23 protein-coding genes are annotated in these 24,682 nt (G+C 67.9%); 19 read left to right on the top strand and 4 right to left on the bottom strand.

What is annotated here, in order from left to right; all coding sequences use genetic code 11:
* Positions 1 to 66 precede the first annotated feature (66 nt).
* Genes PSQ39_RS04745 through PSQ39_RS04735 form a run of 3 tightly spaced genes read left to right on the top strand, consistent with a single transcriptional unit; the run spans position 67 to position 5,997 of the window.
* The gene (locus PSQ39_RS04745; protein ID WP_273925521.1) at positions 67 to 1,227 is read left to right on the top strand and encodes an HD-GYP domain-containing protein; all 1,161 of its coding nucleotides are present in this window, start codon (positions 67 to 69) and stop codon (positions 1,225 to 1,227) included.
* Entirely contained in the window at positions 1,224 to 2,153 is a 930-nt protein-coding gene (locus PSQ39_RS04740; RefSeq protein ID WP_273925520.1) for a transporter substrate-binding domain-containing protein, read from the top strand. Before PSQ39_RS04745 ends, PSQ39_RS04740 begins: the two co-directional genes overlap by 4 nt.
* Positions 2,154 to 2,157: 4 nt before the next feature.
* Positions 2,158 to 5,997, top strand: coding sequence for a PAS domain-containing hybrid sensor histidine kinase/response regulator (locus tag PSQ39_RS04735; protein ID WP_273925519.1), 3,840 nt, complete (start codon positions 2,158 to 2,160; stop codon positions 5,995 to 5,997).
* Here the strand turns inward: PSQ39_RS04735 and PSQ39_RS04730 are convergent.
* On the bottom strand, positions 5,933 to 6,193 hold the full coding sequence (locus tag PSQ39_RS04730) for a YkgJ family cysteine cluster protein (RefSeq protein WP_273925518.1): 261 nt from the start codon (positions 6,191 to 6,193) through the stop codon (positions 5,933 to 5,935). The genes PSQ39_RS04735 and PSQ39_RS04730 overlap by 65 nt on opposite strands.
* 308 nt (positions 6,194 to 6,501) lie before the next feature.
* Between PSQ39_RS04730 and mnmG the strand changes: the two genes are divergently transcribed.
* The 11 genes from mnmG to PSQ39_RS04675 all read left to right on the top strand — a co-directional run bounded on the left by mnmG (position 6,502) and on the right by PSQ39_RS04675 (position 15,720).
* Positions 6,502 to 8,508, top strand: coding sequence for a tRNA uridine-5-carboxymethylaminomethyl(34) synthesis enzyme MnmG (gene mnmG, locus PSQ39_RS04725; RefSeq protein WP_273925517.1), 2,007 nt, complete (start codon positions 6,502 to 6,504; stop codon positions 8,506 to 8,508).
* On the top strand, positions 8,505 to 9,158 hold the full coding sequence (gene rsmG, locus PSQ39_RS04720) for a 16S rRNA (guanine(527)-N(7))-methyltransferase RsmG (RefSeq protein ID WP_273925516.1): 654 nt from the start codon (positions 8,505 to 8,507) through the stop codon (positions 9,156 to 9,158). The genes mnmG and rsmG overlap by 4 nt, the downstream gene beginning before the upstream one ends.
* A gap of 134 nt (positions 9,159 to 9,292) precedes the next feature.
* A complete protein-coding gene (locus PSQ39_RS04715; RefSeq protein ID WP_273925515.1) occupies positions 9,293 to 9,907 on the top strand; it encodes a LysE family translocator in 615 nt (204 codons plus the stop codon).
* 23 nt (positions 9,908 to 9,930) lie between these two features.
* Positions 9,931 to 10,701 (top strand): ParA family protein, encoded by a 771-nt coding sequence (locus PSQ39_RS04710; protein WP_273925514.1) that lies wholly within the window; start codon positions 9,931 to 9,933, stop codon positions 10,699 to 10,701.
* Between the two features lie 37 nt (positions 10,702 to 10,738).
* Complete coding sequence (locus PSQ39_RS04705; RefSeq protein WP_273925513.1) at positions 10,739 to 11,278, top strand: RBBP9/YdeN family alpha/beta hydrolase; 540 nt, start codon at positions 10,739 to 10,741, stop codon at positions 11,276 to 11,278.
* Positions 11,279 to 11,330: 52 nt separating this feature from the next.
* Complete coding sequence (locus PSQ39_RS04700) at positions 11,331 to 12,266, top strand: ParB/RepB/Spo0J family partition protein (protein WP_273925512.1); 936 nt, start codon at positions 11,331 to 11,333, stop codon at positions 12,264 to 12,266.
* A gap of 199 nt (positions 12,267 to 12,465) precedes the next feature.
* Positions 12,466 to 13,182 (top strand): class I SAM-dependent methyltransferase, encoded by a 717-nt coding sequence (locus tag PSQ39_RS04695; RefSeq protein ID WP_273925638.1) that lies wholly within the window; start codon positions 12,466 to 12,468, stop codon positions 13,180 to 13,182.
* 147 nt (positions 13,183 to 13,329) lie between these two features.
* Positions 13,330 to 14,439, top strand: coding sequence for an alginate lyase family protein (locus PSQ39_RS04690; RefSeq protein WP_273925511.1), 1,110 nt, complete (start codon positions 13,330 to 13,332; stop codon positions 14,437 to 14,439).
* A 245-nt stretch (positions 14,440 to 14,684) separates the two neighbouring features.
* Positions 14,685 to 14,984 (top strand): hypothetical protein, encoded by a 300-nt coding sequence (locus tag PSQ39_RS04685; protein WP_273925510.1) that lies wholly within the window; start codon positions 14,685 to 14,687, stop codon positions 14,982 to 14,984.
* A gap of 62 nt (positions 14,985 to 15,046) precedes the next feature.
* On the top strand, positions 15,047 to 15,346 hold the full coding sequence (locus PSQ39_RS04680; protein WP_273925509.1) for a hypothetical protein: 300 nt from the start codon (positions 15,047 to 15,049) through the stop codon (positions 15,344 to 15,346).
* A 110-nt stretch (positions 15,347 to 15,456) separates the two neighbouring features.
* A complete protein-coding gene (locus tag PSQ39_RS04675; protein ID WP_273925508.1) occupies positions 15,457 to 15,720 on the top strand; it encodes a hypothetical protein in 264 nt (87 codons plus the stop codon).
* A 125-nt stretch (positions 15,721 to 15,845) separates the two neighbouring features.
* On the opposite strand, the gene PSQ39_RS04670 is transcribed toward PSQ39_RS04675, so the two are convergent.
* The gene (locus PSQ39_RS04670; protein ID WP_273925507.1) at positions 15,846 to 17,270 is read right to left on the bottom strand and encodes an FAD-binding oxidoreductase; all 1,425 of its coding nucleotides are present in this window, start codon (positions 17,268 to 17,270) and stop codon (positions 15,846 to 15,848) included.
* A 236-nt stretch (positions 17,271 to 17,506) separates the two neighbouring features.
* Between PSQ39_RS04670 and PSQ39_RS04665 the strand changes: the two genes are divergently transcribed.
* Positions 17,507 to 18,076 carry a cob(I)yrinic acid a,c-diamide adenosyltransferase gene (locus PSQ39_RS04665; protein ID WP_273925506.1) on the top strand — a complete coding sequence of 190 codons (570 nt, stop codon included), beginning with the start codon at positions 17,507 to 17,509 and terminating at the stop codon, positions 18,074 to 18,076.
* Positions 18,077 to 18,091: 15 nt separating this feature from the next.
* Positions 18,092 to 19,006: a LysR family transcriptional regulator gene (locus PSQ39_RS04660; RefSeq protein ID WP_273925637.1), complete on the top strand. Its 915-nt coding sequence runs from the start codon at positions 18,092 to 18,094 to the stop codon at positions 19,004 to 19,006.
* 32 nt (positions 19,007 to 19,038) lie between these two features.
* On the opposite strand, the gene PSQ39_RS04655 is transcribed toward PSQ39_RS04660, so the two are convergent.
* Positions 19,039 to 20,256: a D-amino acid dehydrogenase gene (locus tag PSQ39_RS04655; RefSeq protein WP_273925505.1), complete on the bottom strand. Its 1,218-nt coding sequence runs from the start codon at positions 20,254 to 20,256 to the stop codon at positions 19,039 to 19,041.
* Positions 20,257 to 20,611: 355 nt separating this feature from the next.
* On the opposite strand from PSQ39_RS04655, the gene PSQ39_RS04650 reads away from it, so the two are divergent.
* A complete protein-coding gene (locus tag PSQ39_RS04650; protein ID WP_273925504.1) occupies positions 20,612 to 21,496 on the top strand; it encodes an amino acid ABC transporter substrate-binding protein in 885 nt (294 codons plus the stop codon).
* A 146-nt stretch (positions 21,497 to 21,642) separates the two neighbouring features.
* Positions 21,643 to 22,395 carry an aspartate/glutamate racemase family protein gene (locus PSQ39_RS04645; protein ID WP_273925503.1) on the top strand — a complete coding sequence of 251 codons (753 nt, stop codon included), beginning with the start codon at positions 21,643 to 21,645 and terminating at the stop codon, positions 22,393 to 22,395.
* Here the strand turns inward: PSQ39_RS04645 and PSQ39_RS04640 are convergent.
* Positions 22,383 to 23,327 (bottom strand): CysB family HTH-type transcriptional regulator, encoded by a 945-nt coding sequence (locus tag PSQ39_RS04640; RefSeq protein WP_273925502.1) that lies wholly within the window; start codon positions 23,325 to 23,327, stop codon positions 22,383 to 22,385. The two genes, PSQ39_RS04645 and PSQ39_RS04640, sit on opposite strands and share 13 nt — an antisense overlap.
* Before the next feature lie 189 nt (positions 23,328 to 23,516).
* Here PSQ39_RS04640 and PSQ39_RS04635 point away from each other — a divergent pair, with 189 nt between their 5' ends.
* The gene (locus PSQ39_RS04635) at positions 23,517 to 24,674 is read left to right on the top strand and encodes an ABC transporter substrate-binding protein (RefSeq protein WP_273925501.1); all 1,158 of its coding nucleotides are present in this window, start codon (positions 23,517 to 23,519) and stop codon (positions 24,672 to 24,674) included.
* The last annotated feature ends 8 nt before the right edge of the window (positions 24,675 to 24,682 follow it).

The following is a 24,682-nucleotide window of genomic DNA, read 5'->3' as shown; positions in this document are numbered from 1 at the left end:
CTGCTTTTCAGAGTAGGCGCAGACACCCATAATGAATCGACAACTATCACACTCGGGGAGAAACTCATGAGCGAGCGCGACGAGGTCAGCGACCGCCCGGTGGTGCTCGTGGTGGACGACATGCCGGACAACCTGACCGTGCTGGGGGAGCTGCTGCAGGCCGACTACCGCGTGCGGGCGGCCAATTCAGGCCCGGCAGCCCTGCGCCTGGCGGCCAGCGAGCCCCAGCCTGACCTGATCCTGCTCGACGTCATGATGCCCGGCATGGATGGCCTGGAGGTTTTGCGCCAACTGCAGGCCGACCCCGCGCTGCGCCACATCCCCGTGCTGTTTGTCACCGCCATGGACGACACCGCCGACGAAGCCCACGGCCTGGCCCTGGGGGCGCTGGACTACATCACCAAGCCACTGCGCCCGGCCATCGTCAAGGCGCGGGTGAAGACCCAGCTGGAGCTCAAGCGCGCGCGCGACCTGTTGGCGCGCCAGAACGCCAGCCTGGAGGCCGAGGTGGCGCGCCGCATGGCGGAGAACCAGCGCATCCAGCACATCAGCATCCACGCGCTGGCCCGGCTGGCTGAAACGCGCGACCCCGAAACCGGCAACCACTTGCTGCGCACCCAGTCCTATGTGCGCCTGTTGGGGGAGCACCTGGCGCCGCACCCGCGGTTTGCGGCGGAGCTCAGTCCGCTGGCCATCGACAAGATCGCCAAGTCGGCGCCGCTGCACGACATCGGCAAGGTCGGCATCCCCGACCAGGTGCTGCTCAAGCCCGGCAAGCTCAACCCGGAGGAGTGGACGCTGATGAAGACCCACGCCTTGCTGGGCGCCACCGCCATCGAGCGCGCCGAGCAGGACCTGGCCGACGAGGGCGGACCACCGATCGACTTTCTGGCCTATGCCAAGCAGATCGCCCGCCACCACCACGAGCGCTGGGACGGCCAGGGCTACCCCGATGGCCTGGCGGGTGAAGACATCCCCGTGGCGGCGCGCCTGATGGCCCTGGCCGATGTGTTTGACGCGCTGATTTCGCGCCGGGTCTACAAGCCGCCGTTTTCTTTCGAGGCGGCGCGCGAGCTGATCCTGGCCGATTCCGGGCGCCAGTTCGACCCCGATGTGTGTGCCGCTTTCGAGGCCTGTTACCTGGAGTTCTGTGCCGTGGCCGAGCGCTACCTCGACACCGAGGAAGCCGTCACCGCCAAGTACACCAGCTTAGGAGGCGCTGCTTGAGTCGCGGGCCGGGCCTGGAGGCGTCCCGGCCCTTGGCGGCAACGGCGGGACCTGGGCGGCTGTGGGGCTGGGCTTTCTTGCTGGTGGTGGCCGCCCTCGCCATGCTGGGGGCCTGGCGGCTGTGGCACGACGGTTCGGTGCAGCGCGTGGAGGCGGCCGGGGTGCTGCGGGTGGGTTACGCGCTGGAGGCGCCCTATGCCGACCTGGGGCCCCGCGGCGAGGTCACGGGCGAGTCACCCGAGTCGGCCCGCCTGATTGCCGCAGCGGCAGGCTTGCCACCCATTGAGTGGGTGCACACCGAGGTTGACAAGCTGATCAGCGGCTTGCGTGCGCGCCGCTTCGATGTGGTGGCCTCGGGCTTGTTCATCACCCCGGAGCGCAGCCGGCAGGTGCTGTTCTCTGACCCCTCCTTGTGCGTGCGCCCGGGCTGGTTGGTGCGCCGCGACAACCCCTTGCGCCTGGGGGGGCGCTACGAGGACATGCTCGACCAGCATGGCTTTCGCATTGCGGTGGTGCAGGGCTCGGTCGAGGCCAGTCGCCTGGCCAGCCGGGGCGAGTTGCTGGCCCTGCCCGATGCGAAGTCGGGCCAGCTGGCGGTCTTGCAAGGGCTGGCGCCCGCGCTGGCTTTGTCTTGGCCCACCGTGCGTCTCCTGGCGGCTGAGCCTTCGGGCCGCTTGTTGGCCTTGCCAGCTCATGGCGATGGGCCCGCGCCCCTGGCCGCCGCCCTGAGCAGCCCCGGCCCTTGTGCCCCCGATGCCGATCGGGTGGCGTTTGCCTTCCACCCCGAGGACCGTGCGTTGCAAGCGCGTTGGAATCAGGCCCAGGCGGCCTGGTTGGGCCAAGCCGCGCATGTGCAGCTCTTGAACCGCTTCGGCCTGGGCGCCGAAGACCTGCCTCACCCCTCTTCAGCGATCCGCAGCGATTGAGACCATGAACTCTGCCCCCCGGACCCCTCTTCTGACGCGTTACCGGGTGCCTCGGCGGCTGGTGGTGTTGGTCATGACCTCGATCCTGGTGTGCGCTACCATGGGCGGTCTGCACGCTTACCAGCAACACCGCCTGGCCTTGGCGCACCAGCGTTTGCAGGCCCTGTCCCAAGCGCACGATGACCTGGTGCAAGGCTTTTTGCACCTGACCCTGGCCGGCGGCCCGGACACGCCCTGGCAGGCCAGCCGGGGCGAGGTCTTGTTGGGTCAGGCCTTGCGCGAGTACGAGCAGGTCCTGCAAAAGCTGCCCGAGCCTGCCCCGGTTGAGTTGGGTTTGCCATCCGAGTTGGTGCAGGTGCGGGGGCTGCTGGCACAGCGCGTGGCGGGGCGGCCCGCCGCGCAAGACCTGCCCCTGCGCCTGGCCCTGCACCGCTTGCAGGACGAGGCCGAGCGCCTGGAGCGCTGGTTGGAGCAGCGCACCGATCAACTGTCCCGGCGCCTGAACCAGGCCTTTTACATGGCGCTGGGGGCCTCTTTGCTGCTGTGGCTGGCGATCAGCCAGGCCATGCTGCGCTCGGACCGGGTGCGTGCAGCGGTGCTGCGGCGCTTGACTGAAAGCGAGTTGCGGCACCGCACCATCGTGTCGGCGCTCAGCGAGGGGGTGCTGGTGTTTTCCGTGACACGCCAGATCGTGGCTTGCAACCCGTCGGCCGAGCGCATCCTGGGTCACCGCGTGGAGGAGATGGTGACCTGGCCCCTGGAGCTCTGGGACGTGGTGGACGAGGCCGAGCAGACCTTGACCCTGGAGGCCTTGCCCCTGAGCCGCGTGCTGCTCACCCAGACCCCGGTGCACAACGTCTTGCTGGGTTGTGCCCGCAGCGATGGGGAACGCCTGTGGCTCAACGTGAATGCCGAGCCCCTGCACGACCCGGTCAGCGGGGCGCTGGACGGGGTGCTGTTGTCCTTCACCGATGTCTCTGAGGCGCGCCGAACCGCCGCCGAGCTGGCCCAGCACCGAGACCGCCTGGAAAGCCTGGTGGAGGCCCGCACGCGCGACCTGCACCAGGCCGTGGAGGCGCGCCTGGCCAGCGAAACACGGGCCCAGGTGGTGACCGACAACCAGCCCGAGCTGGTGGCCTATTGGGACCGCGAACTGCGCTTGCGGTTTGCCAACCGCGCTTACCTGAACTGGTTTGGTCGACGCGCCGAGGAGGTGTTGGGCAAGACCGTCAGCGAAGTCCTGGGTGAAGACTTTTTTCAGCGCCAGAAGCCGCAAATTGAGCGCATCTTGGCGGGAGAAGCGCAAACCGGCGACTATGAAATGCCCGGTGGGGAGAACCGTTCAGCCCATTTCTTGGTCACCCGTTTGCCCGACCGGCGCGGCGACGAGGTGCTGGGCTATTACTTCTTTGCCACCAATATCTCCCCCCTCAAAGAGGCCGAGGCACGCCAGCAGGCGCTCAACCAAAGCCTGCGCGAGACCGAGCAGTTCTTGCGCTTGGTGGCTGACAACATCCCCGGCCGGGTGGCCTACTGGAGCGCTGATCTGCGCTGCAAGTTCGTCAACAAGGGTTTTTGTGATTGGTTTGGCCTGGACCGAGACGTGGTCACAGGCCAGGGCCTGGACGAGATTTTTGGCCCTGAGCGCCGCCAGCGCCTGGGCGAGCCGGTGGCGCGCGCCTTGGCGGGAGAGCCTCAGCATTTTGAGCGGGCCGAGACCAGTGCGAGCGGCCGCTTTGCCATCACGCAACTGCACTACACCCCGGATTGGCGCGATGGCGTGGTGCAGGGCTTTTTCGTCCTGGCCACCGACATCACCGAGCTCAAGCAAACCGGCCAGCGCCTGCATGAGCTCAACGAGGAACTGGCCCAGGCGCGCGACCGGGCCGAGGGCGCAGCGCGCGCCAAGGGCGCCTTCCTGGCCAACATGAGCCACGAGATCCGCACCCCGATGAACGCCATCATCGGCCTGACTTACCTGATGCAGCGCGACCTGAACGACCCGGTGGCGCGCGAGCGCCTGGGCAAGGTGGACGATGCGGCGCGCCACCTGCTGGGCATCATCAGCGACATCCTGGACCTGTCCAAGATCGAGGCGGGCAAGCTGTCCCTGGAAGCCATGGACTTTGCGCTGGACACCTTGCTGTCACGCACCTGCTCCCTGGTGCTGGACCGTGCGCGCGAAAAAGGCCTGGAGCTGGTGTTGGACACCGAGGGCTTGCCGCGCATGGCGCGGGGCGACCCGACCCGGCTGTCGCAGGCCCTGCTCAATTTGCTCAGCAATGCGGTCAAGTTCACCGAGCGCGGGTCGGTGCTGTTGCGGGCGCGATGCAGGTCCGTGCCTGCGGCGGCAGGCGAGGCCGCCGGCCTGCAGCTGCGCTTTGATGTGATCGACACCGGAATTGGCATCGCGCCCGATCGCCTGGACCACATGTTCAGTGCCTTTGAACAGGCCGATTCGTCCACCACCCGCCGCTTTGGGGGCACCGGCCTGGGCCTGGCCATCACGCGCCACCTGGTGCAGCTGATGGGGGGCGAGGTGGGGGTGGTCAGCACGCCGGGGCAGGGCAGCAGCTTTTGGATCACGGTGCAGTTGCAGGCCGCGACGGTGGAGCCTGAGCCGCTGTCCTTGCAGGGCCTGGTCGGCCTGCGGGCGCTGCTGGTGGATGACCTGCGCGAGGCCCGAGAGGCCTTGACCGACATGCTGCGCCAGCTGGGCCTGCGTGCCGATGCCGCCGACTCCGGCCAGGCGGCCTTGGCCTTGACCGGCCAGGCCGAGGCTGCGGGCGACCCCTACCAGGTGGTGTTGCTGGACTGGCTGATGCCGGGCATGGACGGCTTGCAGACCATCCGCGCCTTGCGCGCCCAGCATGGCCTGAGCGCCCCGGCCTGCCTGTTGGTCAGTGCGGCCCCTGACCGCCAGGTGCGCGAGGAGGCCCAGTCCCTGGGTGTGCCCCTGGTGTTGGAGAAGCCGGTGTCCAGCTCCACCTTGCTGGACAACCTGCTGTTGCTGGTCAGCCCGGTGCGCGACAGCTTGCGCGCCTTGCCTCAGCAGTGGGCGGGCCAGGAGCGCCAGCCGCGCTTTGCTCCGGCCCGGGTGCTGCTGGTGGAGGACAACGCCGTCAACCTCGAGGTGGCCAGCGAGCTGTTGAGCTCGGCCGGCTTGCAGGTGGTGTGCGCCGACTCCGGCCTGAGCGCGGTGCAGCAGCTCGAGGCTGGCTTGCCCGCCTTGCCCGACCTGGTGCTGATGGATTTGCAGATGCCCGGCATGGATGGCTTGCAGGCCACCCGCATCCTGCGCGCCATGCCGGCCTGCCGGCAGTTGCCCATCGTGGCCATGACCGCCAACGCGTTTGCCGAGGTGCGTGCGTCCTGCCTGGAGGCGGGCATGGACGACTTTGTGGCCAAACCCGTGGACCCGCCCACCCTGTACCGCGTGCTGGGTCGCTGGCTGGCGCTGGAGGCTGGGGGAGAGGCGCCGGACCCGGCGTCCGACCTCGTCGCTGCCGGTGACCCGCAGGGCCCGGGGCTGGTGCCTGAGCTGACGCCGGCTTTGCTGGACCAGCTGGAGCAGGCCTTGCGCGAGGGGGCGTTCGATGCGGCGTCCTTGTTTCGGGAGCATGCGCCGTCTTTGGCCCAAGCCTTTGGCGAGGCGGCGGCCCGCATGGACCTGATGCTGCGACGCTACGACCACGAGCAGGCCTTGAGCCTCTTGCAAAGCCTGCGCGCTTCGGCCCGGGCGCGTGGCGGTTTGGGGTTGACGGAGGGTACTTCCCAGCTCAGCGATCCGGCTGGGTCAGCTGCTCCAGACGCTGCAGGTAGTGCAGTGCCTGGGCCTGATTGAGGCCGCACATCTCGGCCGAGGGTTGAAGTTGGGCGCAGACAGCAGGGCGCTCAGGGTGGCCAAAGATCAGGCAGCGCTTGTCCGGGCCCAGCTGGATGCAAGGTGTGTTGGCGGGCTTGCCCTGCGGCATGCCGGGGATGGCGCTGCTGATGGAGGGGGCGGTGCAGCAGGCCCCGCAGCCAGGTCGGCAATCCATCTCAAGCCTCCGGAGGGTGTGGGTGTTTCACGTGAAACACGGGGCTGGTGGCGTGCGGTCTCTGACCAGCTTGGGGCGGGCGTTGGCGAGGCGCAGGTGCGCAGGGCAGGGCGGAAATCGTCATGGCCGCCATTGTGAGGCCGACACGCTGCAGCCCTGGCGGGCCGCACTGGGGGCGGGGTTTTGGCGGGTGATTCGCGCTGGCGGGGCAGCCCCGGTAAAATCCAGGCTTTCGGGCCTCCGGCCCTCCGCTGCAAGCCTTTGCAGTGGCCTCGTCTGTCTTGGGCTTCACGAGCCCCGCACCCACCATGTTGTACCCACAAGAATTCGATGTCATCGTCGTCGGCGGAGGCCATGCCGGCACCGAGGCGGCCCTGGCCGCTGCCCGCATGGGCTGCAAAACCCTGCTGCTCTCGCACAACATCGAGACCCTGGGGCAGATGAGTTGCAACCCCTCGATTGGTGGCATTGGCAAAGGCCACCTGGTCAAGGAAGTGGACGCCCTGGGTGGCGCCATGGGCTTGGCCACGGATGAGGGCGGTATTCAGTTTCGCATCCTCAACAGCTCCAAGGGCCCGGCTGTGCGCGCCACCCGTGCCCAGGCCGACCGCATTCTGTACAAAGCGGCGATCCGCCAACGCCTGGAGAACCAGCCCAATCTGTGGCTGTTCCAGCAGGCGGTGGACGACCTGATGGTCGAAGGCAAGCGCGTGGTGGGCGCGGTGACCCAGGTGGGCATCCGCTTCCGCGCTCGCACGGTGGTGCTGACGGCAGGCACCTTCCTGGATGGCAAGATCCACGTCGGTCTGAACAACTACGCCGCTGGCCGCGCGGGTGATCCGCCGGCGGTCACGCTGTCGGCGCGCCTCAAGGAGTTGAAGCTGCCGCAAGGCCGCCTGAAAACCGGCACCCCGCCGCGCATCGACGGCCGCAGCATCGACTTCAGCAAATGCACCGAACAGCCCGGCGATGGTGTGCCGGGTGGCCTGCCAGGCCCGGTGCCGGTGTTCAGCTTCATGGGCAAGGCGTCCATGCACCCGCAGCAAATGCCGTGCTGGATCACCCACACCAATGCGCGCACGCACGACATCATCCGCAGCGGCTTTGACCGCAGCCCCATGTTCACGGGCAAGATCGAAGGCATTGGCCCGCGCTACTGCCCCAGCGTGGAAGACAAGATCAACCGCTTTGCCGACAAGGACAGCCACCAGATCTTCCTGGAGCCTGAAGGTCTGACCACCCACGAGTACTACCCCAACGGCATCAGCACCAGCCTGCCGTTTGACATCCAGTACGACCTGGTGCGCAGCATGGTGGGGCTGGAGAACGCCCACATCCTGCGCCCGGGCTATGCCATCGAGTACGACTACTTCGATCCGCGCTCGCTCAAGAGCAGCTTCGAGACGCGCCAGATCGAGGGCCTGTTCTTTGCGGGCCAGATCAATGGCACCACGGGCTACGAAGAAGCCGCTGCCCAAGGCCTGTTCGCCGGCATCAATGCCGCTTTGCAATGCCGGGGCGAAGCCGCCTGGCTGCCGCGCCGCGACGAGGCCTACCTGGGTGTGCTGGTGGACGACCTGATCACCAAGGGCGTGACCGAGCCCTACCGCATGTTCACCAGTCGCGCCGAGTTCCGTTTGCAACTGCGTGAGGACAACGCCGACATGCGCCTGACCGAAGCCGGTCGCCGCATGGGCCTGGTCGACGACGAGCGCTGGGCCGCCTTCAGCCGCAAGCAGGAGGCTGTTTCACGTGAAACAGAGCGCCTGCGCGGCACCTGGGTGAACCCGCGCAACCTGCCGGCCGCTGAGTCCGAGCGCGTGCTGGGCAAGTCCATCGAGCATGAATACAACCTGGCCGACCTGTTGCGCCGCCCGGATGTGAGCTACACCGCCCTGATGTCGCTGGACGGTGGCAAGTACCTGCCTGTGGCCAGCGAGGCCGCGCCCACGGCGGTGTTGCCCGAGGTGCTGGGCGATTTGTACGAACCCGTGGTGGAGCAAATCGAGATTGCCGCCAAGTACTCGGGCTACATCGACCGCCAGCGCGACGAGGTTCAGCGCGCCGCCCATTACGAGAACCTGCGCCTGCCACCCGAGCTGGATTACGGTCAGGTCACGGCCTTGTCGTTTGAAGTGCGGCAAAAACTGAGCAAGCACCGGCCCGAGACCCTGGGTCTGGCCTCGCGCATTTCGGGCGTGACGCCGGCGGCCATCTCCTTGTTGATGATCCACCTGAAGAAGGGGGGCTTCAAAGGCTTCACGGCCGACGCCGTGGCCACTGCCGTCACCCCGGAGACGGCGGTGAACGCATGAGCGCCCGTCCGCACGAAGCCGCGCTGCGCGCTGGCCTGAACACCCTGGGCCTGACGCTGAGCGATGGCCAGGTCGGCCACCTGCTGGACTACATGGCCTTGATCCAGAAGTGGAACAAGGTTTACAACCTGACCTCGGTGCGTGATCCGGCCGAGATGCTCAACCTCCATCTGCTCGACAGCCTGGCGGCCGTGCCGCCGCTGCAGCGCCACTTGGCCAGCCTCGGTGGGGCAGGGCGCCGCCTGCTGGACGTGGGCTCGGGCGGCGGTTTGCCCGGCGTGGTGTTTGCCATTTGCTGCCCCGAGTTGGCCGTCAGCTGCGTGGACACGGTGGCCAAGAAGGCCGCTTTTGTGCAGCAGGTGGCGGTGGAGCTGAAGCTGCCCAACCTGCGTGGCGTACACGCTCGGGTAGAAAACCTCACCGGTCCGTTTGATGTGGTCAGCTGCCGAGCCTTTGCCTCGTTGCCCGACTTTGTCACTTGGTCGCGCGCGGCGATGGGCGAGGGCAGTGTCTGGCTGGCCATGAAGGCCAAACACCCCGCCGAAGAGCTGGCAGCCTTGCCCGCCGATGTGGCGGTGTTTCACGTGGAACAACTGCAGGTGCCCACGCTCGAGGTGGAGCGCTGCATCATCTGGATGAAGCCCGCCTGAGGCCCTGCGTCGCGTCTGCCCAGAGCGGTGTTCCATCGCTCTCAAACAAGCCAGCGGGGGCTCCGACCCTTTCGCTGGCTTGCTTGCTTTGGGGCCTCGCGTAAACTCGGCCGCTCACTTTGCGGAGAAAAACCATGTTCGGCATTGCAGATTACGGCGCTTTTGTGGCCGCCATCGTCTTGTTTCTGGCCATTCCTGGGCCCGGTAATTTGGCGCTGATCACCTCCACCAGCAAGGGCGGTGTGGGGGGTGGCCTGGCGGCCACGCTGGGGGTGATCGCGGGTGACCAGGTGCTGATGTGGCTGGCCGTGGCCGGTGTCGCGGCCTTGCTGGCCGCTTGGCCGCCCGCCTTCCAGGCGGTGCAGTGGCTGGGTGCCGGCTACCTGGCCTGGCTGGGCTTTCGCATGCTCCGCGCCCAACCCGGTGACGCGCCCGTGCTCAACATCCGCCCGCGCCAGTACTTTCAGCAAGCCGCTGCCATCACCTTGCTCAACCCCAAGGCGATTGTGTTTTACATGGCCTTTTTCCCGCTGTTTGTGGACCCGGCCCAGCACCAAGGGCTGCTGACCTTTGGCGTGATGGCCGCCACCATTGCCGCACTGACGTTCGCCTATGGCCTGATCGTGGTGCTGCTGACCCATTACCTGGCTGAGCGTCTGCGTGCCAACCCCCTTATCACCCGCGTGCTGGAAAAGCTGGCGGGGGTGTTCCTGATCGGATTCGGCGTCAAGCTGGTCCTGTCCAAATAATTCGAAGAAACAAGTAGCTCCTCATGGCCAAGATATTTTGTGTTGCCAATCAAAAGGGTGGGGTGGGCAAGACCACCACCACGGTGAACCTGTGCGCGGGCCTGGCCAAGATCGGCCAGCGCGTGCTGATGGTTGACCTGGACCCGCAGGGCAACGCCACCATGGGCTCGGGCATCGACAAGCGCCAGCTCGCCATGTCGGTCTATGACGTGCTGATTGAGTCCGCCTCCGTGGCCGAGGCCAAGGTGCACTCCGAGCCCTGCGGCTACGACGTGCTGGGCGCCAACCGCGAGCTGGCCGGTGCCGAGGTCGAGCTGGTGCAGCTGGAGCGCCGTGAAAAGCGCCTCAAGACCGCGCTGGCCGCCGTCGACGCCGACTACGATTTTGTGCTGATCGACTGCCCGCCCTCGCTGTCCATGCTGACCCTCAATGGCCTGTGCGCGGCCAACGGCGTGATCGTGCCCATGCAGTGCGAGTACTTTGCCCTCGAAGGCCTGACCGACCTGGTCAACACCATCAAGCAGGTGCACGCCAACCTCAACAAAGACCTGCAAATCATCGGCCTGCTGCGCGTCATGTTCGACCCCCGCATCACCTTGCAGCAGCAGGTCAGCGAGCAGCTCAAGGCCCACTTTGGCGACAAGGTGTTCCGCAGCGTGATCCCGCGCAATGTGCGCCTGGCCGAAGCGCCCAGCTACGGCCTGCCCGGCGTGGTGTTCGACCCGCAGGCCAAGGGCAGCCAAGCCTTTGTCGAGTTTGCCCAGGAGATGGTGGAACGCATCCGCACGATGTGAGCCGCTGTCTGGATCTGACCTCTCCCGAGCCCCCTTCATGAACCCCACCGACATCCTGATCCTGCCCGGCTGGCAAAACAGTGGCCCTGGCCATTGGCAAACCGTCTGGGAAGAACGCCTGGGCTACCACCGTGTGCAACAGCACGACTGGCAGCGCCCGCTGCGCGGCGACTGGAACATCCAGCTCGAAGAAGCGGTGCTGGCCCGCCCCGGCCCCGTGCTGCTGGTGGCGCACAGCCTGGGCTGTGTGCTGGTGGCCGCCTGGGCCGCCCATTCGCGCAACACCCAGCGCGTGGCCGGCGCCTTGCTGGTGGCTCCGCCCGATCTGGAGCGCGAGGACCTGCAGCCCTTGCTGCCCAGCTGGACGCCCATCGAGCGCCGCCCACTGCCTTTCCCCAGCACCCTGGTGGCCAGCAGCAACGACCCCTATGCGGCCGAGTCCCACGCCCAGGCCCTGGCCCGGGCCTGGGGCAGCCAATACGTGCCGGCCGGCCCCGGCGGCCATTTGAACGCCGAGTCCAAGCTGGGCGACTGGCCCGCCGGCCAGGCCCTGCTGCGCGCGCTGATGCCCGCCTGAGCGGCGCCCGCCGCCGCCCGCCCACTGAAACGAGATTGAAAGACGAGCAACCATGGTGACCAAAAAACCCAAGGGCCTAGGCCGCGGACTGGAGGCCCTGCTGGGCCCCAAGGTGGACGAGCCCAGCACCGACGGCGCACCGCCAGCCGCCAACAGCGGCGTGCCCGCCACCTTGCTGCTGGACCAGTTGGTGCCTGGCATCTACCAGCCCCGCACCCGCATGGACGAAGGCGCGCTGTACGAGCTGGCCGAAAGCATCAAGGCCCAGGGCATCATGCAGCCCATCCTGGTGCGCCGCCTGCAGGCGGGCCCCAACGACGGCAAGTACGAAATCATTGCCGGTGAGCGCCGCTTCCGCGCCTCGCGTCTGGCCGGCCTGGACAGCGTGCCGGTGCTGATCCGCGACGTGCCCGATGAGTCCGCTGCGGCCATGGCGCTGATCGAGAACATCCAGCGCGAAGACCTCAACCCGCTCGAAGAAGCCCAGGGCCTGCAGCGCCTGGTCAAGGAGTTCGGCCTGACCCATGAGCTGGCCGCTCAGGCGGTGGGCCGCTCGCGCAGCGCCGCCTCCAACCTGCTGCGCCTGCTCAACCTGGCCGACCCGGTGCAGACCATGCTGATGGCCGGCGACCTGGACATGGGCCATGCGCGCTCCCTCCTGTCCCTGGACCGCGCCACCCAGATCACCGCCGCCAACCAGATCGTGGCCAAGAAGCTGTCGGTGCGTGAGGCCGAAGGCCTGGTCAAGAAGATCAGCGCCGACTTCAGCCTGACCTCCCCCAAGGTCAGCGCCAAGGACAAAGAAAAGTCGCGCGACTTGAAGCGCGTCGAAGAAGAGCTGTCCGACCTGCTGACCGCGGCGGTCGAGGTGCGGGTCAAGAAGCGCGTCAAGCGCCACGGCCAGGTCGAGCAGATGGGGGAGTTGGCGATCCAGTTTGGCTCGCTTGACGAGCTCAATGGCCTGATCGAGCGCTTGCGCGCGCTCTGAGCCCGGCATGGCCCGCCAGCGCCCCCCCGCCTCCCGCCGTGCGCCCCGCAGTGCCGCCCGCGAGGCGGTGGAGCGGGCGGCGGCCCGCACCCCCGCGCGCGCCACCGCTGCGACCGCGTCCAACCCGGATTTCAGCCCGCCTGAGGCGCTTTCAGCCCCGGCAGCCACCTCTCCCTTGCCTGCTGCGCCGCGCGCCCGCCTGAGCCTGCCCTGGCCCTTGCCAGCCCTGCTGGTCTGGGCGGCGGCCTGGGCCGTGTTCATCACCCTGGCGCGGGCTGGCTGGGGCGTGGCCCTGGCCTTGCTGGCCGGCGCGGGCCTGGGGGTCTTGGGCAGCGTGCTGGGCCACAGCTGGTGGCGGCGCTTCATGTTGGCCCTGGGCTTCCCGCTGTCGCTGCTGGCCTCGGGCCTGGTCAGCCTGCCGGCCTGGCTGTGGCTGCTGCCGCTGGGCTTCGTGCTGCTGGTCTACCCCATCAACGCCTGGCGCGATGCGCCGATCTTCCCGACCCCGCTGGCGGCCTTGGGCGGCCTGTCGAAGGTGATCGCGCTGCCGGCCGGGGCCCGCGTGCTGGACGCCGGTTGTGGCCTGGGCGCCGGCCTGCGAGCGCTGCGCCTGGCCTGGCCCGAGGCCGAGCTGCATGGCCTGGAGTGGAGCTGGCCGCTGCGCTGGGCTTGCGCGCTGCGCTGCCCTTGGGCCCGGGTGCACCGCGGGGACATCTGGCGTGCGTCCTGGGCCGACTACCAGGTCGTCTACCTGTTCCAGCGGCCCGAAAGCATGGCCCGCGCCCTGGCCAAGGCGCAGGCCGAGATGGTGCCGGGCAGCTGGCTGGTCAGCCTGGAGTTTGAAGTGGCCGGCCAAGCTTGCCAGCACCGCTTGCAAGCCCCGGACGGGCGCCCGGTCTGGGTCTACGCCCTCTGAGGCTGGGGGGGGCTGGGCGGGCCGGGCGCCACCGCCGGCGCGCCCGGCCGGTCTATCATCCCGACACCGCCCGCCGCTGGCGCGTCGCCCAGGCTTGTGTGCCTTGGGCTTGGCGGACTTGCCCCTTGTTGCCCCTGGAGGAGTGCCATGAAACCCGTTCTGCACGCCTGCTGGCCCCTGTTGCTGAGCGTGGGCGCCTGGGTGCCCGGGCCCGCGCTGGGGGCGGGGTCGGTGCTGCCCGTCCAGGCCGTGTCTGGGGCGCAGCGCGCCGTGCCCGCCCAGCTGGGGCCGGCCACGTTCTGGCCCAGCGAGCGTCAGTGGCAAGCCTTGCGCGAGCAGGTTCCCCAGCAGCCTGAGCTGGAGGCCTTTGTGCAGTCCCAATACCGCCTGGTGGCCCAGCACTGGGAGCACGCCCTCCCAGCGCCCACCCGCCTGGCCCCCGAGCCCGCCCCCGCGCCCCTGGGGCTGGACTTGCTGCAGGCCTTGGGCTTCTTGTTCCAGCTGACGGGCGACCCCGCGTATGCCCAGCGCGCCAGTCAGGTCCTGCAGGCCTGGGTGGCGCGCTTGCCGCCCTCGGGCGAGGCCCTGGAGGCCAGCCGCCTGGAGCCTGCGCTGTGGGCTTATCGCCTGCTGCGGCCGGCCCTGGCGGCACCTGAGCGGACCCGCATTGACGCCTGGTGGCATGCCTGGGCCCAGGCGCTGTGGGCGGCGCGCGACCTCAGCCAGCGCAGCGCCCAGGACCGGCACAACAGCCACCGCCTCAAAACCGTGGGCCTGATCGGCTATGCCCTGGGCGACGGGGCCTGGGTGGAGCGGGTGCGCCTGGGGTTGCAGCAACAACTGATGGACAACTTGCTGCCCAGCGGCGAGACCCTGGACCACCAGGCCCAGCCGCAGCTGGCCGTCCAGGTGGACGATCTGCGCGCCTTGCTCACCCTGGCCCTGGCCTTGCGGGAGAGTGGGCCCGACCTGTACCGCTGGACCAGCCCCAACGGCGCGTCCATGGCGCACAGCGTGGCCTGGACCCTGGCGCGTGCCCCCCAAGCCGGTCGGGGCCGTGGCAGCGCCTCTGCGGCGCGGACCTCCGAGGGCGCCCCGCCTGCGCCTGCCGCGTGGCAGGCCTGGTTGGCCCTGGTGCAGGCCTGGCAGCCCGGCATGGTGCCGCCAGAGGCCTTCCAGGACGCGGCGGCCCGCGAGGCCAGCGTGGCCTTGCGCCGCTGGCTCAACAGCGTGGCTGGTCAGCGCATTCAGCCCTGAACCCCGGCCTTCGATGCCCCCCGACACCCTTCTGGGTGTTTAGTTCCGCCTTTCAAGGCCTTGATTGTTGCTATTTCAGAAATTCCTATTTGCTTATCTGGTGGTTTTATTGATCCGGGTAAACACCTACAGTTACACCATCGATGAGCCGGAAGACAAATAGGACGACTCACCGAGCCAGGACAAGCCAGGCACAAGAGCCCTGAACTGACTGGAAGTGTTTCAACCTTGAAAGGAAATTCATCATGACCCGCAACATCATCTCCGCCGCCCTGATCGCCGCCGCCGCTTTCGCCGCCGCCCCCAGCTTTGCTGCCGGCGAAGCCGACTACAACGACCAATTCGCCGCCACCGTGTCGCAACGCAGCCGCGCTGAAGTGACCGCTGAAGCCAACAAGGCGGCCCGTGACGCCGCTGTGTCGGTGGACGCCAAGTCCCGCGTGCTGCCGGAAGTGAAGTCGGCTCTGACCCGCACCGAAGTGCGTCAAGCCGCTGCCACCGCCAACCGCGCTGGCCAACTGCACACCGGCGAACTGAGCTTCTGAGCCCCGCTCAGCTCACCCCTGAATCACCCCCCCATACCGCTGAACACGAAGGAAAAGACATCATGAACCGCAACATCATCTCCGCCGCCCTGATCGCCGCCGCCGCTTTTGCCGCCGCCCCCAGCTTTGCTGCCGGCGAAGCCGACTACAACGCTCAATTCCCCGCCGCCGTGTCGCAACGCAGCCGCGCTGAAGTGACCGCTGAAGCCAACAAGGCGGCCCGTGACGCCGCTGTGTCGGTGGACTCCAAGTCCCGCGTGCTGCCGGAAGTGAAGTCGGCTTTGACCCGCACCGAAGTGCGCCAAGCCGCTGTCACCGCCAACCGCGCTGGCCAACTGCACACCGGCGAACTGAGCTTCTGAGTCTGGCGCGCCTGAACGCCCAAGCCGCTGGGGGGCACTCCCCCAGCCTGGGCAGCGCCAGGACCCCACCCTCGCCCCCGCACACCGCTGAACAACAAGGAAACAAGACCATGAACCGCAACATCATCTCCGCCGCCCTGATCGCCGCTGCCGCCTTCGCCGCCGCCCCCAGCTTCGCCGCCGGCGAAGCCGACTACAACGCCCAGTTCCCCGCTGCCGTGTCGCAACGCACCCGCGCTGAAGTCGTGGCTGAGGCCAGCAAGGCCGCCCGCGACGCCGCCGTGTCGGTGGACTCCAAGTCCCGCGTGCAAGCTGAAGTCAAGTCCTCGCTGACCCGCGCTGAAGTGCGCCAAGCTGCCGCCGCTGCCAAGTAAGCCGGTGGGTGAGCGCCAGCGGCCCGGGCCCTGAGCCCCGGCCGCCTGTGAACGACCCAAAGCAAAACCCCGCACCAGCCTGAGGCCGGTGCGGGGTTTTGTTTTGGGCTATCAAGTCTTGGCTTTTACAGCGCGAAGATCTTGCCTGGGTTCAAGATGTTCTTGGGGTCGAGCGCGCGCTTGATGGTGCGCATCATGTCGACCGCGCCGGCGCCGGTCTCATCGACCAGAAAGCCCATCTTGTGCAGGCCCACGCCGTGCTCGCCCGTGCAGGTGCCTTCAAGTTCGAGGGCGCGCGTGACCAGCTTGTGGTTCAGGGCCTCGGCGGTTTCACGCTCTTTGGGGTCTTCGGGGTTGATCAGGTAGCCGAAGTGGAAGTTGCCGTCGCCGACGTGGCCCACCAGGAAGTAGGGGATGCCGCTGGCGTCGGTCTCGGCCACCGAGTCCAGCAGGCAGTCGGCCAGTCGGCTGATGGGCACGCAGGTGTCGGTGGAGATGGCCTTGCAGCCCGGGCGCGACTGCACGGCGGCGAAGTAGGCGTTGTGCCGTGCGGTCCACAGGCGGGTGCGCTCTTCGGGGGTGCTGGCCCACTCAAAAGCGTTACCGCCGAATTCGCTGGCGATCTCCTGCACGGTTTCGGCCTGTTCCTTGACGCTGGTCGGCGAGCCGTGGAATTCCATCAGCAGCAGGGGCTCTTCGCGCAGGCCCAGCTTGGCGTAGGCGTTGACCATGCGCACCGTGTTGTGGTCGATCAGCTCGACGCGTGCAATCGGCACGCCCAGTTGGATGGTCTGGATGGTGGTGCGCACCGCTGCTTCGATGCTGGGGAAGGAGCAGATCGCTGCCGACACCGCTTCGGGCAGCGGGTACAGGCGCACGGTGATTTCGGTGATCACGCCCAGCGTGCCTTCGCTGCCCACCATCAGGCGGGTCAGGTCGTAGCCGGCGCTGCTCTTTTTGGCGCGGGTGCCGGTGCGGATGACATCGCCGCTGGCGGTCACCACTTCGAGCGCCAGCACGTTCTCGCGCATGGTGCCGTAGCGCACGGCGTTGGTGCCGCTGGCGCGGGTGGCGGTCATGCCGCCAATCGAGGCGTCCGCGCCCGGGTCGATGGGGAAGAACAGGCCGGTGGACTTGATCTCTTCATTGAGCTGCTTGCGCGTGATGCCCGGCTGCACGGTGACCGTCAGGTCCTCGGCATTGATGCTCAGCACCTGGTTCATGCGGCTGACGTCGAGGCTGATGCCGCCCTGCACGGCCAGCAGGTGGCCTTCGAGCGAGGAGCCGGCGCCAAACGGGATCACGGGCGTCTCGTACTGGCTGGCCAGGCGCAGCACGTCGGCCACGTCGGCGGTCGTTTCGGCAAACACCACGGCGGCGGGCGGCGGCACCTCGAAGGACGATTCGTCGCGCCCGTGCTGCTCGCGCACGGCCTGGGCCGTGCTGCACTGCTCACCAAATCGGGCCTTGAGGGCCTCGATCAGGGCGGCCGGCACCTCGCGCTGGTTGATCTCGGGCAGCAGGTGCTGGGTGGCGGTCGGGGCGTTCATGGTGTCTCCAGTTCGGCAGTGGGGGGCCCGGGCGCCGGTGCGCGCTCTTGTTCGGGCCAAATTGTGCGGGCCAAAAATAGCATTTTAGGAGCGGCCCTGACCCCATGCACTGTGGGTATTACGATTCGGGCGCCCAGGCCCGCCCTCGCGCACAATGCGGGCGGGCTGCGCCGGCACGGCGCGGCCGTGGCAACCCCTTTTTTCGACCTCTGTTTTTCACTCTCAAGGAGCCCCGCATGGCCAAGCGCCTCACCCAGATTGCCACCCGCACCGGCGACAACGGCAGCACCGGCCTGGGCGACAACCGCCGGGTGTCCAAGAACAGCTTGCGCGTGCACGCCATGGGCGATGTGGACGAGCTCAATTCCCACCTGGGCCTGCTGCTGTGCGAGACCCTGCCCGACGCGGTGCGCGAGCTGCTGACCGACATCCAGCACCAGCTCTTCAACTTGGGCGGCGAGCTGTCCATCCCGGGTTTTGAACTGCTCAAGGGCGAGGCCGTGCTGCAACTGGACGACGCGCTGGCGCATTTCAACGCCAGCCTGCCGCGCCTGGAAGAATTCATCTTGCCTGCTGGCCGCCGCAGCGCTGCCCAGGCCCATGTCTGCCGCACCGTGGCACGCCGGGCCGAGCGCGCCGTGGTGGCCCTTGGCAACGAAGAGGCGCTGAACGACGCGCCGCGCCAGTACCTCAATCGCCTGTCGGACCTGATGTTCGTGCTGGCCCGGGTGCTCAACCGCGTCGATGGCGGCGATGACGTCTATTGGAAGAGTGAGCGCCTGGCGCGCCAGCACGCCGCCGACTGACCGGCCCCGTCCATGATGCGACTGCGCCACATCGAGGTCTTCAACGCCATCATGCTGACTGGCAGCGTGAGCGCGGCGGCGCGCCTGATCAACGTCACCCAGCCCGCCGTCAGCCGCACCCTGCAGCACGCCGAAATCCAGCTGGGTTTTGCCTTGTTCCAGCGTGCCAAGGGCCGGCTCACGCCGACCACCGAAGCGCTGACCCTGTTCCCCCACATCGAGCGGCTGTTTGCCCAGCTCGACGAGGTGCAGCGCCTGGCCACCAGCCTGCGCGGCGGCCATGTGGCGGGCGAGCTGCGCATCGTCACCGTGCTGGCGCTGAGCTACGAGGTGCTGCCCCGCGCACTGGCGCGCTTCAAGAAAAAACACCCCGACATCGTGGTCAGCGTCGAGGCGCTGCACTCGCCGCAAATCGTCTCCACGCTGATGCTGCAAGAGGCCGATGTGGGCTTTGTCTTCAGCGCCTTGGCCCACCCCTCGCTGACGAGTGAGCACCTGGCCGACAGCGCCATGGTCTGCGTGGTGCCCAAGGGCTTGTTGCCGGCGCGCCAACTGAAAGCCGGCCGCCTGAGCCTGAGCGACCTGGCCAGTGTGCCGGTGATCAACCTCGACGCGCGCGACCCTGTGGGCACGCGCCTGAGCCAGGCCTGCCGCGAGGCCGGTGTGGGCTTGAACTCTTACGTCACCGTGCAGACCTACCACGCCGCCTTGGCCATGGCCCACCACGGCCTGGGGGTGGCCTTGGTCGACGGCTGCACCGCCGTGTCGGCCGACCGCAGCAAGGTCGATGTGCTGGCGCTGGAGCCGCGCATTGCCGTGCCGGTGCAGGCCTTGCGCCTGGCCGACAAACCGGGCTCGGTGCTGGTGCGCGCCATCACCCAGGCGATCCAGCGCGAGATCCAGCAGGTGGTGGCTGGCGTGCCGGCTTGAGGCCCTTCGCGCCTGAGCACGTGAACACGTGCTCAGGCGCGCAAGGCGCTGACCAGGGCCGCGGCCGTGCCAAAAGCCAGTGTGAAACCCAAGGCCCCGTGGCCGGTGTTGAGCCACAGGTTGCCTGGGCCGCCACGCACCCGCCCGGTGATCGGCAAGCCGCTGGGCGTGGCCGGGCGCAGGCCGCTCCAGGGCTGCACCTCGCCGTCGGTGCGGCAGGCCGGGAAGACCTCGGCCGTGGCGCGGCGCAGGGTCTCGATGCGGCTGGGCGGGATGGCGCGGCCATAACCGGTCAGCTCGACCATGCCCGCCACGCGCAGGCGTTGGCCGATGCGGGCGAACACCACTTTGCGCGCGCTGTCGGTCACGCTGACCTGGGGCGCCTGGGTGGGCTGCGCGCTCACGTCCAGGGTCAGGCTGTAGCCCTTCAGGGGGTAGACCGGCGGGCGCAGGCCCAGGGGCTGGCACAGGCGCAGGGTGTCGCTGCCCAGGGCCAGCACAAAGTGGTCGGCCCGCAGTGGGCCGCGCGCGCTGTGCGCGGCCTGCACCTGGCCACCGCTGAGCACCAGCCGTTCGATGGGGGTGTTGTAGAGCAAGGTGGCGCCGCGCTGGGTCAGGGCCCGGGCCAAGGCCTGGCAGACCTTGAGGCAATCGGCCGCGCTCTCGCTGGGGGTGTAGACCGCGCCGGCAAACTGCTGTTGGTAGGCGGCCAGCGCGGGCTCGATGGCCACGCTCTCGGCAGCGCTGACCAGGCGCTGGGCGGGCCCGCCCAAGCGGGCTTGCAGGTCGATCTGCGCCTGGGCCGCGTCCAGGCCGGCGGCGCTGGGCAACAGCACCAGCTTGCCCGGGCTGTGGTGGTCCACGTCGGGGCGCAGGTCGGTCAGCATCTGCTCAAAGCCCTGGCGGCTGCGCGCGGCCAAGCCCAGCAGCCAGGCCGTGCTGTGCTCGGAGCGCGAGCGCCGGCACGCGGCCAGGAACTGCAGGCCCCAGCGCCATTGGTGCGGATCGGCCTGCAGGCGGAACTGCAGCGGCGAGTCAGCCGCCAGCAGCAGCTTGGGCAACTGGCCCCAGATCGCCGGGTCGGCCAGCGGCTGCACATAGGCGTAGCTGAGCTGGGCGCCGTTGCCCCCGCTGGCGCCCTGGCCGGGCGTGGCAGCCTGGTCCACCACCGTCACCTGGTGGCCTTCAAGTTGCAAGGAATAGGCGGCGGCCAGCCCGGCGATGCCGGCGCCCAGGACGCAGATGTGCATGGTCAGAGCTCTCCCGAAAAGCCCGACTGTAGGGCGGGCCGTGCGCGCGCGCTCATGCCAATCGGCCCCTGGGCCATGACCCTGGGTTATGGGGACCAGTGGCGCTGGGTGCCAAGGGCCCGACCTGGTTTCGGGGTGGACGGTGCCGCGCTGCGGGTAGATCCGCATGGTGGATCCAGACCATAACCTTTTGTAATGAGGTTGCCGCGAAAAGGAATTACCGCGCGCGCCATCGGCCTGCCTACACTGGCCCGGCGATGTGCACTCCCTTCGAGGCCGCGCCCAGCCCGCCCTGCGGTGCATGGCTTGCCCACCCCACCACCCCCTAGCCACTGAGAGGCCTTGTTCCATGAAGATGAAACTGCTCCCCCTGCTGATTTGCGCCGCCGTCACCGCCACCGGCAGCGCCGGTGTTCTGGCCAACACCCTTGAAAAGGTGGCGGCCTCGGGCAAGATCACCTTGGCCTACCGCGAGTCCTCGGTGCCCTTCAGCTACCTGGATGGTCCGGCCAAGCCCATTGGCTTCTCGGTCGACGTGGCCAATGCAGTGGCGGATGCGGTGCGCAAGCAGCTCAAAAAGCCCGACATCCAGGTGGAGTGGCAGGCCGTGACGTCGCAGAACCGCATGCCCCTGGTCATGAATGGCACGGTGGACCTGGAGTGCGGCTCCACCACCAACAACTCGGCGCGCGGCAAGGACGTGGCTTTTGCCATCAACCACTTCTACACCGGCACCCGCTTGCTGGTGAAAAAGAGCTCTGGCATCAAGGACTACGCCGACCTGGCGGGCAAGAACGTGTCCACCACCACCGGCACCACCAATTTGCAGGTGCTGCGCAAGTACAGCACCGAGAAGAACCTGAACTTCAACCTGCAGTTCGGCAAGGACCACGCGGACTCCTTCCTGCTGGTGGAATCCGACCGTGCCCTGGCCTTTGGCATGGACGACATCCTGCTCTATGGCCTGAAAGCCAACGCCAAGAACCCCGCCGACTTCGAGGTGGTGGGCGAGTCCCTGCAGGTCGAGCCCTATGCCTGCATGTTGCGCAAGGACGACCCCGCCTTCAAGCAACTGGTGGATGGCGTCATCGGCGGCATGATGAAGAGCGGCGAGTTCGAGAAGCTCTACACCAAGTGGTTCCTGCAGCCCATCCCGCCCAAGAACCTGCCCCTGGGCCTGCCCATGAGCCCGCAGCTCAAGGACAACTTGAAGGCCCTGAGCGACAAGCCAGCGACATGAGACCCCCACGCTCCCCCACTGCGTGTGGGTCGCTGCCCCCCAAGGGGGCCCCGGCCGCCTTGGGAGCGGCCCGGCGGCGTCCGGAGGAGAGGTCCCCATGGTCGGGGTGTGTATTCAATCAATCTGTGGACTGAGAAGCTGTGGTGATGGCAACGCAGGTGGTGGGCATTCTGGGCGGCATGGGGCCGGCGGCGGGGGCGGATTTTGTGCGCCTCTTTGTCGAGGCCTGTGCCCGTCAGCTGCAGGCTCAGGGCCAGCGCGTGCAAGACCAGGCCTTTCCCGAGCACTGGCTGGCCCAGGTGCCGGTGCCGGACCGCAGCGGCGCCTTGCTCTCCACCGAGTCAGGCGCGCACCAGCCGCTGGAACCCATGCTGCAGGCCCTGGGGCGCTTGGCCGCCCTGGGAGTGCAAAGCGTGGCCATGGCCTGCAACACCGCGCACGCCTGGCATGGGCGGCTGCAGGCGCGCTTTCCGCAGCTCGAGTTGCTGCACGTGGCCGAAGAGGTGGCGCGGGCGCTGCGCGCAGAAGGGGTGTCGCAAGCCATTTTGCTGGCCACCACGGGCACCTACCAAACCCGCCTGTATGACGAAGCGCTGGCGCGCGCAGGCATTGCGCTGATCACGCCCGATGCCGCGGGGCGCGAGCGGCTCATGGAGGGCATTTACCAGGGCGTCAAACGCGGCGATCTGGTGCTGGCCCAGCGCTGTTTTGCCGAGGTCGCCCAGGACTTGCTGGCGCGGCATGGCGCGCAGCCTCTGATCATGGGGTGCACTGAAATTCCACTCGCTTTGCCGGGTGCCCCAGGCCTGGCCGGACAGCGCTTGCTGGACCCGGCGAAGTACCTGGCGCAAGCCCTGGCGCAGCGCGCTTACCGTCAGGGGCCCCCTCAGATGTCGTAGTCCGAGGCCTGGCCGTCATCGGCCAGCGCTTTCTCAACGATGGCGCGGTTCAGCGTCGGCGCGAACGACTCGATGAAGGCATACACATAGCCACGCAGGTAGCTGCCCCGGCGCACGGCCAGGCGGGTCAGGTTGATGCCAAACAGGTGGCCCGCATCGATGGCGCGCAGGCCCGTGTCGCGCTCGGCTTCGTAGGCAATCGAGGCCACGATGCCCACGCCCATGCCCAGCTCCACATAGGTCTTGATCACGTCCGCGTCCATCGCGGTCAGCACGATGTTGGGCGCCTGTTGGCGCTGGCCGAAGGCCTCGTCAATGTGGCTGCGGCCGGTGAAGCCGTTGTCATACGTGATCAGCGGCCATTGGGCCAGGCGCTCCAGCGTCAGGGGGGCGTCCAGCAGGGGGTGGCCGGGCTGCACGATGACCGAGTGCGTCCAACGGTAGCAGGGCAGGGCCAGCAGCGCGTCGTACTGGGCCAGGGCCTCGGTTGCAATGCCCACGTCGGCCTCACCCGACAGCAGCATCTCGGCCACCTGGCGCGGCGAGCCCTGGTGCAGATTGAGCTTCACATTGGGGAACTGATGGCGGAACTCCTGCACTGCCGCCGGCAGCGCATAGCGCGCTTGCGAGTGGGTGGCGGCAATCGACAGCAAGCCGTTTTGCTGGGCCACAAATTCCTGGCCCGCTTTGCGCAGGTTGGCGCTGTCCAGCAGCATGCGCTCGATGATGGGCAGCACATGCTGGCCGGGGTCGGTCAGGCCGGTCAGGCGCTTGCCGGCGCGCACAAAGAGTTCAATGCCCAGTTCTTCTTCCAGTTCGCGGATCTGGCGGCTCACGCCGGGTTGGGAGGTGTGCAGCGAATTGGCGACTTCGGTCAGGTTGAAGCCGCAGCGCACGGTTTCGCGCACCGATCGAAGTTGCTGAAAGTTCATTTTTTGGGAGGTTTCAGGGGTTCTTAATGAGTAAAAGTAATTATTTGTTGATTCGTTATTTCCACCAAAGACTGAATAGTGGAATGCATATGACGGAATTCGGTCCGGGGTGCCCGGGCCATCCCCAATGGTCGGCCACCCGACAGGGCCTCAAACTGGGGCTTTTGCGCTGTTGAAAAGGCTGGTCCCATGCAAGGTCGTCGTCACTTTCTCCGTCAGGCGCCGCGTTGGGCGGCTTGGGCGGCCGCACCCGCGCTGGTGGGCTCTGTGCAGGCCGAGGACGGGGTGTCGGCCAAGGCCATCACGATTGGGTCCACGGCGGCGCTCAGTGGCCCGTTGGCGGCCCTGGGCCTGGACCTGAAGCTGGGCATCGAGGCGGCCATGGCCCAGCTCAATGCGCGCGGCGGTGTGGCCGGGCGCAGCCTGCAGTTGCAGATGCAGGACGACGGCTACGTGCCAGCGCGCTCGGTTGAGAACGTGCGCAAGATGGTCGGCGAGGGCTCGGTGCTGGCTTTGCTGTCCTGCATGGGCACGCCCAACAACACGGCCCTGCTGCCCTTGCTGGAAGAGCAGAACCTGCCCTATGTGGCGCCGCTGACCGGGGCCTCGTCCCTGCGCCGCCCGGGCAACCGCCACATCTTCCATGTGCGCGCCAGCTACACCGACGAAACCCAGCGCCTCATCCAGCGCCTGGGCAGCATGGGCATGAACAAGCTCGCCATCGTCTACCTGGACAACGGTTTTGGCCGCGAGGTGCTGGCCGATGCGCTCAAAGCCCTGTCCGCGCAGGGCATGGAGGCGCTGGCCCAGGTGGCCCTGGACACCGGTGGCAAGAATTTGCCCGAGGTGATCAGCCAGTTGTTGGCGGCGCGGCCAGGGGCGGTGTTCATGGCCACGGCGGGCGCCGTGTCCCAGTCGCTGGTGGCGGGGCTGCGCAAGCAGTCGCCCTCGCTGCCGCTGGCGGGCTTGAGCGTGGCCTTGAGCAACGACAGCGTGAAGGCCCTGGGCCCGCTGGGCAGCGGCGTGGCCCTGACCATGGTGTTTCCCGACCCCAACCGGGCCAAGACCCCGGTGGTGCGCGAGTACCAGGCGGCCATGCGCGCCCTGGGGCAAAGCGAGTTCTCACAAGGCAGCTTCGAGGGCTACATCAACACCCGCGTGCTGGCTGAAGGCCTGGAGCGCAGCGGCAAGGACTTGAGCCGGGTCCGCCTGCGCAGCGCCCTGGCCACGCTGCGCGGCCTGGACCTGGGCGGCTTTGTGGTGGATTACGGCAGCAGCGCGCCCTATGTGGGCTCGCACTTTGTCGACTTGGGCATCCTGGGCGCCAGCGGCCGGTTTGTCGGCTGACGGCGCGC

This window comes from Curvibacter microcysteis (assembly GCF_028649455.1).
Lineage (GTDB): Bacteria > Pseudomonadota > Gammaproteobacteria > Burkholderiales > Burkholderiaceae_C > Curvibacter > Curvibacter microcysteis.
This window is presented reverse-complemented; position numbering and strand designations above follow the sequence as displayed.